The sequence below is a fragment of the Geminisphaera colitermitum TAV2 genome, assembly GCF_000171235.2.
GTDB lineage: Bacteria > Verrucomicrobiota > Verrucomicrobiia > Opitutales > Opitutaceae > Geminisphaera > Geminisphaera colitermitum.
Window position 1 is genome coordinate 1 of sequence record NZ_ABEA03000130.1, and the last position, 10842, is coordinate 10842.

Consider the following 10842-nt stretch of genomic DNA (forward strand, 5'->3'; position numbering starts at 1 on the left):
TGGGGATGATGCGGGGGAAGGTGATGCGGGGGAGTTCGGAGGTGGGAATGGCGGCGCTGGCGCCGCCGGGGGCGGCCATGGTGGAGAGTTGGTCGAGGAGGCGTTTTTTGTTGGCGGCGAGCGAGGGTTCGGTGACGCGGTCGATGAGGGCGCGGGCGGCGGCGGGGGAGCCTTGCCGGAGGAGGATGTTGGCTTCGTGGAGTTGGATGGCTTGTTTTTCGACGGGGGTTGTCATGCGGGAGGCGAGGGCGCGCCAGGCGGCAAGGGCGGCGGGCCAGTCGGGGACGCTGAGGTCGTAGTAGGCGAGGGCGTGCTGATAGGCGAGGGCGGGGTTGTTGGGGGCGAGGGCGGCGGCGCGGGCAAAGGCGTCGAGCATGGTCTGGTCAACGGTGGAGGGGGTCCAGTTGCCGCTGGCGATGAAGGTGTCGCGGGATTCGGCGAGGAGGGTGCCGAGTTGGAGGTGATAGAGGGGTTGTCCGGGGTCGAGGCGGATGGCTTCGAGGTAGTATTGGATGGCTTCGAGGGGGCGGGCTTCTTCGGCGAGGTAGTTGCCGAGTTGGTTTTTGACGAGGGGGATGTCGGGTTCGAGTTGGTTGGCGCGGAGGAGCAACTGGATGGCGCGTTTGCGTTGCAGGCCGTCGCCGGGAATGGGACGGCGGGCGTCGGGAGCGGCAAAGAGGGGGTTGGCGAGGAACTGGGCGTAGGCAACGTAGCCGGCGGCGAAGTCGGGGTACCGGGCCACGTAGTCGTCGTAGTCGTAGGCGAGTTTCTGGAAGTCGTTCGCCATGTCGTTGATGTCGGCCTGGGTGGTCTTGGCGGCGGCGGTGGAGAGGAGTTGGTTTTGGCGGGCGACAAGGGCCTTGAGCGCGGCGATGTCGGCCTCAGAATTAACCACAGAGGCACAGAGGTGCAGAGAGCAAAGCACGAAGGCGAAGAGGATCAGTGGTCGCATGGGAAGTGATGGTTGATTCTGCTTTGTTAAGAGGTCTCACGCGGAGGCGCGGAGAAAGACTGAGTGAGCGGGTTTTTTCTGCGTGTCCGTGTTTCCGCGTGAGGGGAATGGTTTCTTTTTCGCGGCTGCGCCGGGGGTGTGTTTGCGGAGGTTTTTGAGGGCGAGTTCGAAGTCCTTGGGCAGTGGGGCTGTGAGGGTGACGGGCTCGCGGGTGGTGGGGTGTTTCAGGGTGAGCTGGCTGGCGTGCAGGGCGAGGCGGGCGATGAGGGGCTTTTCGTCGTCGCAGCCTTTGTAGCCGCGTTTGAGGTCGGAGAGTTTTATGGACGATCCGATGTCGGAATCGCCATAAAAGGGGTCGCCAATGATGGGGGCGCCGAGGGCGGCGAGGTGGATGCGGATTTGATGGGTGCGTCCGGTTTCGGGGCGGCATTCGACGAGGGCGTAGGGGCCGAAGCGTTCGAGGGTGCGGAAGTGGGTGATGCTGGGTTTGCCGCCGCGTTTTTTGAAGACGCGCATGCGTCCGGGGTGGGCTTCGTCCTGGCCGAGGGCGAGGTCGGCAGTGAATTCGTCGGGGAGGAGGCCGGTGACGGGGTCGCGGAGGGCGGCGCCGATTTTCATTTCCCGTCCGGGGGGGAGGATGACGACGATGGCGTGATAAATTTTGGTGGGGGTTTTGGATTGGAATTGGCCGCTGAGGTAGTCGAGCGCGGGTTTGGTGCGGGAGCAGAGGAGGAGGCCACTGGTGTCGGCGTCGATGCGGTGGACGTTGGCGGTGTCGTGTCCGTAGCGTTCGTGGACGTAGCGCATGAGGTAGGGGCGGTTTTTGTCCCAACGGTCGGGCGCGACAAGGAGCCCGCTGGGTTTGTCGAACGCGAGCATGGTTTCGTCTTCATAAACGATGGGTGGGAGCATGGCGTCGGTTTGAATGAGGGTCGAGGGTCGGAAGGTCGAGTCTTGGCTGCGGGGGGGGGGGGGGGGGAGGGGACTCGGTGCGTCACTCGGTGCGTTTGGTGAAGCGGTCGGGGTGGTGGGCGCGGCTGAGGGCGCTATCGTAGGTGATGAGGCAGCGGGTGTAGAGGTCGTGCAGGCTGTCGTCCATGAGGATCATGCCTTCGCGGGAGCCGGTCTGGAGGGAATTGACGAGTTGGTGGAGTTTGTTTTCGCGGATGATGTTTCGCACGGCGGGGTTGGGGATGAGGAGTTCGCAGGCGAGGACGCGGCGGGTTTGATCGACGCCGGGCACGAGGTCTTGCGCGAGGATGGCTTGCAGGGAATTGGCGAGTTGGAGGATGACTTGGCGCTGGGCGTTGCCTTCGTAGCTGCCGATGATGCGTTCGATGGCGTGGCTGGCCGTGGGGGAGTGGAGGGTGGCGAGGACGAGGTGGCCGGTTTCGGCGGCGGTGAGCGCAGTCATGATCGCGGCATGGTCGCGCATTTCGCCAACGACGATGACGTCGGGGTCTTGGCGGAGGGCGTGGTTGAGGGCGCGGGCAAAGGAGTGGGTGTCGGAGAGCACTTCCTGCTGCACGATGATGGCGCGGTTGTTGGAGTGGACGTGTTCGATGGGGTCTTCGATGGTGATGATTTTGCAACGGCGTTCGCTGTTGATGAGGTCCACCATGTAGTTGAGGGTGGTGGTCTTGCCGGAACCGGTGGGGCCGGTGACGAGGATGAGGCCGTTGCGGCGGCGGGCGATGTCGTCGATTTTGGCGGGGAGGCCGAGTTCGTCGCGCGTGTAGATGCGGTCGCCGCAGAAGCGGATGCTGTATTCGGGGATGCCGTTGCGACGGTAGATTGTCACGCGGACGCGTCCGGCGTCGGGGTGGAGGAGGGAGATGCAGAGTTCCCAGTCGCGGGCAAAGGCTTCGCGCTGTTTTTCGTTGAGGAGGGTGTCGGTGATGGCGCGGCTGATGTCGGCGGAAAATGGATCGTGGTTGGCGAGGATGATTTCGCCGTGGATGCGGAGGGTGGGCGCGACGCCGACGATGAGGTGCAGGTCGGAGGCTTTGTGTTCCGAGGCGGCGGCGAGTAGCTGGGAGAGGTAAGGGTGCATGGGTGGGAAAAGCTAAAAGGCTAAAAGCTGAAAACTGAAAATCAGGAGCGCAGGCGGAGCCAGAGGCGGCGGATGGGGCCGATGCGGGAGGCGCGTTCGAGGTTCTGGCGCAGGCCGGGGAGGTCGGGCGCGAGTTGTTGCGCTTGCTCAAAGGAGTTGAAGGCGGGGGCAACGAGTCCGAGGGCGAGCTGACATTGGCCGAGTTGTTGCCAGACGCAGGCGCGGGCGGGGGCGAGGCTGATGGCGGCTTGGGCGTGACGGAGCGCGAGCGCGAAGCGTGTATAGAAGGCTTGGATACGCGAGGCGAGCCAGGCGATGAACCAGTCGCCGGGGGCGAGGGAGAGTGCTTTCTCGAAACAGTAGTCGGCGCGTTTTTCGCGTCGGGCGAGAAGGACGTCGCCGCGCGCGAGCCAGACGTAGGGGGTGTCGCCGCGTTCCTCGATGGCGGCGTCGGAAAAGGCGAGGGCGGCCTTGAGGTCGGCGGTGCGGGCGAGGGCCACGGCTTTGGCGGCGAGGAGTTCGGGGTCGTGGGGAAAGCGTTCGAGGGCTTTGTCGGCCCAGAGACGGGCTTCGCGATATTCGCCGAGTTCGATAAGCATGCGCACTTGGTTAGTCCAGGCAGTGGTGTTTTGCGGGTTGTGTTCGAGGACTTTGGCGTAGGCGCGGAGGGCTTCTTCGAAGCGGGCGTCTTGAAAGAGTTTGTTGGCGACGGTGAGGTAGTGGGTTTCGTCCTTGGCGCCAAAGGCGGCATGGTGCTCGGCGATGGATGTGGCGAGGGTGGAGGCCGGTGTGGCGGCGGTGGAAGCGGGGAGGGGAGGGGGCTGGTTCTCTTCGCCTCCGAGTTCGAGGTTGCTGAAGCGGCTCATGGTTGTGGTTGAGGGTTGGGATTGAGCCAGCCGGTGTGCGGTTTGCCGATAATTTCTTTTTCGGGAACGAGGGCGGCTTGCTGGAGCAGGGTGTCGAGGTTGGCGGCGTTGCCGGTGTTGTTGCGGGCGCGAAAGTGGGCGGGCCAGATGTAATAATGGCTGGCGGGGACGATTTGTTCGCCGCTCTGGGGCATTCCGGGGATACGGGGCTGGGCAAGGCCGTTTACTTCGAGTCGGTAGGGGAAAAATTGGATACGGTCGCCGGGCAGGGCTTGGACGGTTTCAACGCCAGCGCCATCACTTTGGTTGGTGCGGATGGCGCGGTTGGCATAGCCGGTGTAGCGTATTGGTGCGCGATAGGCGACAGTGTCGCCACGGCGGATGTCGGCGAGGGAGGTGCGAGGGTCGATGACGACAACGCCGTCGGGCGTGCGCAGGGGGATGGCGATGCGGGGCGCAAGGTGGGTGAGGGGGAGATAGGCGGCGAGAAACAGGCCGAGCGTGATGGCAAGGGCGATGGCGAGGCGGGGGCGCAGGCAGAGGTCGCGCGGGAGGAGCGTGGTGAGGATGTGGTGCGAGAGGCTGGCTCCGTGCAGGGCGGTCATGAGGGCGAGGGCGGAGCGGTAGGAGCCGGTGTCCATGCGCAGGTAGGCAAGTGTCCAGCCCGCGAGACATAGTATCCAGATGAGGAATACGGCTGCGGCGATGATGCGGCGGTTGCGGCGGAGACGGGGGGGGGGAGGGGGGGAGGGGATGTGTCGGGGGAGAAATCCGTAGCCGGGGACGATGAGCGCGGGCAGGAGGCCGGACGCGGTGCGGATCACGGTCTGGAGGTGGATGGGAGTGTGGCGGAGTATGGAATACCAAGCGCGACGGGCGCGGTTGCCGAGGCCAGCACGGGGCGGGTAATAGGGTGAGTCGCTGCGAGCCATGTTGTGCGGGGGGGGGGGGACGCGGGATCAGTTTTTGAAACCACTAATGAACACTAATGGCCACTAATAAAAGGATGGGTGTAATTTGTTTCCCGATACGATTTAGAGGATTGGTCATTAGCGCCCATTAGTGTGCATTAGTGGTTTTTAAAGGATTGGGCTCGTCGCGTCAGCTTGGGTCAGTGGTGTTGCTCGATGTTGAGGTTCACGTCGTCGTCGGGTTCGTAATACTCGCTGGTGAGCTGGCGTTGTTTTTCTTCTCCGACGAGTTGTTGGATGAGGGCAAGGGCGTCGAGGCAGCGGGCGCCTTTGTAACCTTGCACATGGACCTGAACTTGTCCGTCGGGGGCGATGGTGATGTCGATTTCGCGGTGTGGCATGGCGGGGGGGGGGGAGGTTAGTTTTCCCATTTGCGGACTTTGAGGCGGAGGGTGCGGTCAGGGCTGGTTTCTTCTTCGACGATCATGAATTGGTGTTCGGTGAGACCGTCTTTGAGGCGTTGGTGGACGTAGTGTTGCACGACGCCTTGGGCGAGTTCTTCGCCGAGGAAGCGGAGGGTGGCGGTGTCGTGTCCGACGGCGGAAGAGGCGTGGAGCGAGGCGCGTCCGCGGGCGTCGCGCGCAAAGGTGATGGTGACGCCGTCACGATGAACGCGGATGCGTTGGTCGCGCCCGAGTTGGGAGGAAACGAGTTCGCTTTGCCCGATCTGGATTTCGACGCGGTTCTCGGTGTTTTGTTCGGATTCGGCGGTGGTGTTCTCACGGGTGATGAGGGTGTAGCCGAGCGAGGTGGCGGCGGCCATGATGGCGGCGGAGAGCGTGGGCCAGGTGGCCGAGACGACAACGGGGGCGAGGATGCAGACAACACTCATTTTTCGGAGGTGGGTTCAAGGGTTGGTATTTCGGACTGAATGGAGTTGGGCGCGGACGTTGCACGGCTGGCGTGGCGGGCGCGGCCGTCGGCCCAGGCGCGGAGGCGGCGGAGGTGTTCGTCCATGGTCTTGGAGAGGGGGACGGTCTGGCGGAGGGCTTCGAGGATGTGAGCGGTGGTGAGGTCGGTGCCGTCGTAAAAGGCGTCGTAAAGGGCGCTGATGACGGCTTGCTCGATCTCGGCTCCGCTGAAGTCCTGGCTGGTGGCGGTGAGGGCGGGAAGGTCGAATGTTTCGGGAGAGCGGGAGCGTTTCTGGAGGTGGATGCGGAGGATGTCGGTGCGTTCGGCGGGCGTGGGGAGATCGACGAAGAAGATTTCGTCGAGGCGGCCTTTGCGCAGGAGTTCGGGCGGGAGTTGCGAGATGTCGTTGGCGGTGGCGACAACAAAGACGGGCGCGGTTTTTTCGGAGAGCCAGGTGAGGAAGGTGCCGAAGACGCGGGCGGTGGTGCCGCCGTCGGTCATGCCGGAGCTTTTGGTGCCGACAAAGGCTTTGTCGATTTCGTCCACCCAGAGGATTGCGGGGGCGACGGATTCGGCGACGGCGATGGCTTTGCGTACGTTTTCCTCGGAGGAGCCGACGAGGCTGCCAAACATGCGCCCGATGTCGAAGCGGAGGAGGGGGAGTTGCCAGAGGTGGGAAACGGCTTTGGCGCAGAGGCTTTTGCCGCAGCCTTGGACGCCGAGCATGAGGACGCCTTTGGGGGCGGGGAGTCCAAAGGCGCGGGCTTGTTCGCTGAAGGCGAGGGCGCGTTTCTGGAGCCAGTCTTTGAGGATGGGAAGGCCGCCGACGGTGGCAAAGGTGGCGTCGGTGGCGTAGTATTCGAGGAGGCCGCTTTTGCGGATGATTTGTTGTTTTTCAGAAAATACGTCGGCGACGTGGTCGGAGGTGAGGCGCTGGTCTTTGACGATGATTTTAGCGAAGACGTTTTCGGCTTCGTTGAGGGTGAGGCCGAGGGCGGCGTTGAGGAGGCGTTCGCGGGCGGGGGCGTCGAGGTCGATGCGGACGGCGGGGTATTGTTTGACGTCGGCGAGGATGCGGTCGAGGAGGTGGCCGAGGTCGGAGCGGGTGGGGAGGGGTAGGTTGAGGAGAGTGATTTCCTTGTCGATTTCGGCAGGGATTTCCACGACGGGCGAGAGGATGACGAGGGTCTTGTAACTGCTTTTGAGTTGGAGGGCGATTTCCTTGAGTTTGCGGATGACGGCGTGGTTGTTGCGGGCGAGATAGGGGTGGAAATCTTTGAACAGGAAGATGGCGGGATCGACTTGGTCGATGACTTGGTCGAGGGCGATGAGGGGATCGCGAGTGGGGGAATTGCGGTTTTTCTGCGACTGGATGTTGGTGCCAGCGGGGACGAGGCCAGTGGTGTGGCTCCATTCAAAGACTTTTTTCTGCCGGCGGGCGGCGATGTCGTGAAGGATTGTCTGGGCGCGGGTTTCCTCGTTGGTGACGAGATAAAGGATGGGGTAACGGGCGCGGATGAGGGTGTCGATTTCTTGGGCGAGCGGGTTCATGTGGTTTGAGGGTTTATGGAATGTGGAGTGCGGTTTGCGGAATGGAGGGAGCGGCGGTGGATTGAGGTGTGCGCGGGGCGCGGTGGCGCATGGCGGTGTCGTGGGGAGCGAGTTGGCTGAGGACGGCGGCGAGGGCGGGGGTGATGTTGTGCGCAAGGATGCGTCCGTCGGGGAGGATGAGGAGTTCGGCATGTTCGGCGGGGGGGGGGAGGGGGGCGTATTCATTCGGCAAGGACAAGTTGATGCTCGTGCGCGATGTCGCGGGCGAGGGCGGTTTCGTGCGCGTTGCAGGTGCGGGTCAGTTCGGGATGACGGCGGGATTGCCAGGCGGGCCAGAAGCCGGTGCGGAGAGAAACTGGAACGCCGGGCAGGTGCGCGCTGAGCCAGGTGGCAATGGGGCGCCAGCAGCATTCGACGTGGCCGGGCATGAGGAGGTGGCGGACGATGAGCGGGGGTGTAGTGGAAAAACGAGGACAGGCGCGGAGGAGGTTGTCACGGAGGGTGGCGGTATAGCCGGGGGGGGAGGCGGCAAGGCGGGCGGCGCAGGCGTCGTTGCCGAATTTGTAATCGACGATCCAGGTGTCGAAGAGGTTGGCGAGCCAGGCGCGGGCAAGGGGAGAGGCGCGGCCATTGGTTTTCCAGACGAGGGGAGTGTCGTCGGGGAGGTGGGCAACGAGGTCGAGTATGTCGGGGAGGTGAATCGTGGGTTCGCCGCCGAGAATCATAATGGTGCGGGCGGGGGGGGAGTGGTTGAGCGCGGCGGTGGCGCGGCGGGCGAGGTCGGACGCATCAAGGGGAGCGCCAGCGAGGGGATTCCAGCTTTCGCGTCCGGTGATGCAAAAGTCGCAGCGAAGGTCGCAGCCACTGAGGGCGATGGCATAGGTGGGGATGATGGCGAGTTCGTCGGAGACTTCGGTTTGCGCGGAGAAAACGCGTGCGCGTGGTCCGGCGTGGCAAAGGGCGCGGTTGGTGCCGCGTTGGGCGGAGGCGGGGACGGTGCGGTCGGCGTTGCAGAGGTGGGCGCAGAGTTGGCAGTGGGAGAGGCTGGCGCGGGCGGCGGTGGCGCGTTGCGCGGCAAGGGCGGAGCGGGAGTTGTGGACGGACCGGGGCGGGGTGGCGGGCGTGGACGGATGCGTGCAAATGGGGGCGGGCGCGGCGGTCATAATTCAAGGTGGTTGAGGCGGCGGGTGGAGCCGGGGGATGATGGCGGCGGGTGGCGGCGGTGGCGTTGGTGGCGTTGGTGGTCACGCCAGCGCCAGCGGATGGTGAGGAGCGTCCAGCCGATGGCGGCGGTGAAGAGGCACTGGACAAGGGCGGAGAGGCCGCCACAGAGGCCAAGTGTGGAAAGGGTAATGAGGCCGCCGATGATGAGGGCGAGGGTGCGGCGGGTGATGTTGCCAAGGACGACGAGGTTGAGTGTTTCGCAGGGTGCAATGCGAGCCCAGGCGACAAGGTGGGCGGCGAGGATGCTGGCGATGCCGGCTCCGGGAGGCACAACTTCGGTAAAGGGCGTGACGAGGCAGCGGAGCAATCCGGCGGCGACGATGCAGAGGGTGGTGTAGGCAAGGAGTGCGGAGCGGGTTTTTGTCTGCTCAATGCCGGTGGCGAAAAAGAGGATGAGGTAGCCGTCGAGCACGAGGTTGAGGAGTCCGCCGCTGAGTAGTGGGTAAGTGACTACACGCCAGATCTGGCCATGCCAGACGAGGGCGGGGGAGAGGAGAAACCAGTTATCGAGGTTGATGAGCCCGATCAGGCGGAGAAGGGTGGCAGCGAGGTAAACGGCAACGATGAGGCCGAGGATCATCCAAGCTCCGGTGGAGATGCGAGGGAAGCTGACTGGGGCGGACATGGTGGTTTGATTGGTGTCGATTGATGAGTGTCGAAGGTCTGAAGGTCCAAGGTCGAAAGTCGGGTTTGCGCTTCGTGTTCTCGGAGCGGGGGGGGGGGGGGGGGGGGAGGTTTTTAGTTAATGTTTTGTAATTTTTCCGGCGATACGGCGCCACCAAGATGCGGCGGGCGCGGCGGGTGTTTGGCTTTTGATGGAATCGTGGAGGCGGCGGGCGATGGCTGGCGGAAGCGGGGTTTGACGGGCGTCGTGACGTAGCAGGTTTTCAACGGTGTCGAAGGTCTGCGTAGTGTCGGAGGTGCGGGCGTGGGCGTCGGAGGATTGTTCCTCGGTGTGGCGAAATTGGTGGGTGTGTTTCATGGCGGTTGCGGCGTCGGGGGGGGGGGGGGGGGAGGGTGGTGTGGCGGTGGTGTTATGCGGTTTTGGAGAAGTGTTGGGCAAAGGCTTTGCGGGCGCGGTGGAGTTTGCCGCGGACGGCATCGGGGGTTTGGTCGGTGAGGGTGGCAATCTGGTCGTAGGCGAGGTGCTCGTCGGCGGCGAGAAGGAGGATTATCCGATATTCGGGCGGCAGGGCGTCGAAGGTTTTTTGGATACGTTCGCCGAGTTCCTTGGTTTCGAGAACGCGTAGTGGTCCGGGCGATGCACTGGACAGGGTGGTGGCGGCGGGCGAGGAGAACCAGTCGGTGTCGTCGGATTGAGTGAACACGTGGCGCTGGTGCCAGGATTGGCGGAGGGTCTGGCAATGATTGATGGCGATGCGGTAGAGCCAGGTGCGGATGCTGGATTCGCCGCGAAATCCGGCGTATTTGCGAAAGGCTTTGAGGAAGACGTCGTGCGTGGCGTCCTCGGCTTGGGCGGGGTTCCCGAGGAGGCGAAGGGTCAGGTAGTAGATGGCTTGCGCGTGTTCCCGGTAGATCGTCTCGAATGCCGGTGCCGCAGCGATGATCGCGTCAGCGGCAACAGGCGGGGAGACGGAAGATGGCATGATGGGGATATTGGACCGGGCTGGAGGAAAATCCTCACGAGGGAAAATGAAAAAAATGGGAAAATGCCTGGCCGATCAACGCGATTCAGGATCGGGATCGACGACGAGGCGGACGGGGCGAGTTGAGCGGCACGGCTTTTCCCGGTGGCGGCGGTCGCTCGAGGTTAATGACAATCGCATGGAGACTTGTTTGCCCGATCCGGAAACGGATGAGGCCAGAGCTGGATGAGTAATAACCATGAGATTCCGAGAAAGGTCGCAGAGAAGTAGGAGGAAATATTGACGGACTGCGTATAGATGACTCCCGGCGTCAATTCGGGGTACCATGCTTTAGGATACAACAGAGGCAATCCCGCCTGCCAGCGGGCAACGGAGGCGCGGGCGATGACGTGGGCGAGCAATTCGATGAGCAGGAGGACCGGAGCGAACAGCGCGAGGGCGGATGGCAGCAAAATCGCCCGGCGGCGAAAGGCGGCCCACGCCAGCGCGCCGAACAGCATCGCCGGTCCCAGCGTGGCGACGATGGCATATTGGATGGCGAGCAGAACAGGATGCGTGAACGGCAGCAGCGGACGGTGAAATTCAGTGAAGTGTCGCGGCTCAATGTGGATCAGAACAATGTCATGCAGGATCGTCCATGTGACGATGAGCGACGCGAACCCGATGATGAAACCTGCCAGCGTCCGGCGTTCGGGTTCGTGTATTCGTAATTGCATGACAGAGGGTGAGCAGAGAAGGGGCAGCGGTAGCAGCGTCGGCGGCTGGG

The 10842-nt window shown here is 63.6% G+C and carries 14 protein-coding genes; all 14 read right to left on the reverse strand.

The window, feature by feature from the left end; genetic code table 11:
* Positions 1-952: hypothetical protein (locus OBACDRAFT_RS15625; protein ID WP_052362097.1), on the reverse strand; the 952-nt coding region annotated here is incomplete at its 3' end.
* A 36-nt stretch (positions 953-988) separates the two neighbouring features.
* Positions 989-1864, reverse strand: coding sequence for an RluA family pseudouridine synthase (locus OBACDRAFT_RS15630; RefSeq protein WP_052362098.1), 876 nt, complete (start codon positions 1862-1864; stop codon positions 989-991).
* 82 nt (positions 1865-1946) lie between these two features.
* Positions 1947-3005, reverse strand: coding sequence for a type IV pilus twitching motility protein PilT (locus OBACDRAFT_RS15635; protein WP_043587189.1), 1059 nt, complete (start codon positions 3003-3005; stop codon positions 1947-1949).
* Between the two features lie 41 nt (positions 3006-3046).
* Complete coding sequence (locus OBACDRAFT_RS25555; RefSeq protein WP_052362099.1) at positions 3047-3871, reverse strand: tetratricopeptide repeat protein; 825 nt, start codon at positions 3869-3871, stop codon at positions 3047-3049.
* A complete protein-coding gene (locus OBACDRAFT_RS15645) occupies positions 3868-4803 on the reverse strand; it encodes a S26 family signal peptidase (protein WP_043587191.1) in 936 nt (311 codons plus the stop codon). The genes OBACDRAFT_RS25555 and OBACDRAFT_RS15645 overlap by 4 nt, the downstream gene beginning before the upstream one ends.
* A 179-nt stretch (positions 4804-4982) precedes the next feature.
* Positions 4983-5183: a DUF2997 domain-containing protein gene (locus tag OBACDRAFT_RS15650; RefSeq protein WP_043587193.1), complete on the reverse strand. Its 201-nt coding sequence runs from the start codon at positions 5181-5183 to the stop codon at positions 4983-4985.
* Positions 5184-5200: 17 nt separating this feature from the next.
* Complete coding sequence (locus OBACDRAFT_RS15655) at positions 5201-5674, reverse strand: hypothetical protein (protein WP_043587195.1); 474 nt, start codon at positions 5672-5674, stop codon at positions 5201-5203.
* Positions 5671-7245, reverse strand: coding sequence for an AAA family ATPase (locus OBACDRAFT_RS15660; RefSeq protein ID WP_052362100.1), 1575 nt, complete (start codon positions 7243-7245; stop codon positions 5671-5673). Before OBACDRAFT_RS15660 ends, OBACDRAFT_RS15655 begins: the two co-directional genes overlap by 4 nt.
* 13 nt (positions 7246-7258) lie before the next feature.
* Entirely contained in the window at positions 7259-7477 is a 219-nt protein-coding gene (locus tag OBACDRAFT_RS15665) for a hypothetical protein (protein ID WP_043587197.1), read from the reverse strand.
* Complete coding sequence (locus OBACDRAFT_RS15670; protein ID WP_043587199.1) at positions 7467-8408, reverse strand: radical SAM protein; 942 nt, start codon at positions 8406-8408, stop codon at positions 7467-7469. The genes OBACDRAFT_RS15665 and OBACDRAFT_RS15670 overlap by 11 nt, the downstream gene beginning before the upstream one ends.
* Positions 8405-9094, reverse strand: coding sequence for a rhomboid family intramembrane serine protease (locus tag OBACDRAFT_RS15675; RefSeq protein ID WP_043587201.1), 690 nt, complete (start codon positions 9092-9094; stop codon positions 8405-8407). Before OBACDRAFT_RS15675 ends, OBACDRAFT_RS15670 begins: the two co-directional genes overlap by 4 nt.
* 117 nt (positions 9095-9211) lie before the next feature.
* A complete protein-coding gene (locus OBACDRAFT_RS15680) occupies positions 9212-9532 on the reverse strand; it encodes a hypothetical protein (protein ID WP_157837126.1) in 321 nt (106 codons plus the stop codon).
* Positions 9504-10076, reverse strand: coding sequence for an RNA polymerase sigma factor (locus OBACDRAFT_RS25560; protein ID WP_052362101.1), 573 nt, complete (start codon positions 10074-10076; stop codon positions 9504-9506). Before OBACDRAFT_RS25560 ends, OBACDRAFT_RS15680 begins: the two co-directional genes overlap by 29 nt.
* Positions 10077-10240: 164 nt before the next feature.
* On the reverse strand, positions 10241-10842 hold a 602-nt coding region (locus tag OBACDRAFT_RS15690), incomplete at its 5' end, for a hypothetical protein (protein ID WP_232767217.1).

Bases quoted from the DNA above. Each gene is read 5' to 3' on its own strand.
- OBACDRAFT_RS15630 (WP_052362098.1), bottom strand. From the start codon at position 1,864: ATGCTCCCACCCATCGTTTATGAAGACGAAACCATGCTCGCGTTCGAC.
- OBACDRAFT_RS15635 (WP_043587189.1), bottom strand. From the start codon at position 3,005: ATGCACCCTTACCTCTCCCAGCTACTCGCCGCCGCCTCGGAACACAAA.
- OBACDRAFT_RS25555 (WP_052362099.1), bottom strand. From the start codon at position 3,871: ATGAGCCGCTTCAGCAACCTCGAACTCGGAGGCGAAGAGAACCAGCCC.
- OBACDRAFT_RS15645 (WP_043587191.1), bottom strand. From the start codon at position 4,803: ATGGCTCGCAGCGACTCACCCTATTACCCGCCCCGTGCTGGCCTCGGC.
- OBACDRAFT_RS15650 (WP_043587193.1), bottom strand. From the start codon at position 5,183: ATGCCACACCGCGAAATCGACATCACCATCGCCCCCGACGGACAAGTT.
- OBACDRAFT_RS15655 (WP_043587195.1), bottom strand. From the start codon at position 5,674: ATGAGTGTTGTCTGCATCCTCGCCCCCGTTGTCGTCTCGGCCACCTGG.
- OBACDRAFT_RS15660 (WP_052362100.1), bottom strand. From the start codon at position 7,245: ATGAACCCGCTCGCCCAAGAAATCGACACCCTCATCCGCGCCCGTTAC.
- OBACDRAFT_RS15670 (WP_043587199.1), bottom strand. From the start codon at position 8,408: ATGACCGCCGCGCCCGCCCCCATTTGCACGCATCCGTCCACGCCCGCC.
- OBACDRAFT_RS15675 (WP_043587201.1), bottom strand. From the start codon at position 9,094: ATGTCCGCCCCAGTCAGCTTCCCTCGCATCTCCACCGGAGCTTGGATG.
- OBACDRAFT_RS25560 (WP_052362101.1), bottom strand. From the start codon at position 10,076: ATGCCATCTTCCGTCTCCCCGCCTGTTGCCGCTGACGCGATCATCGCT.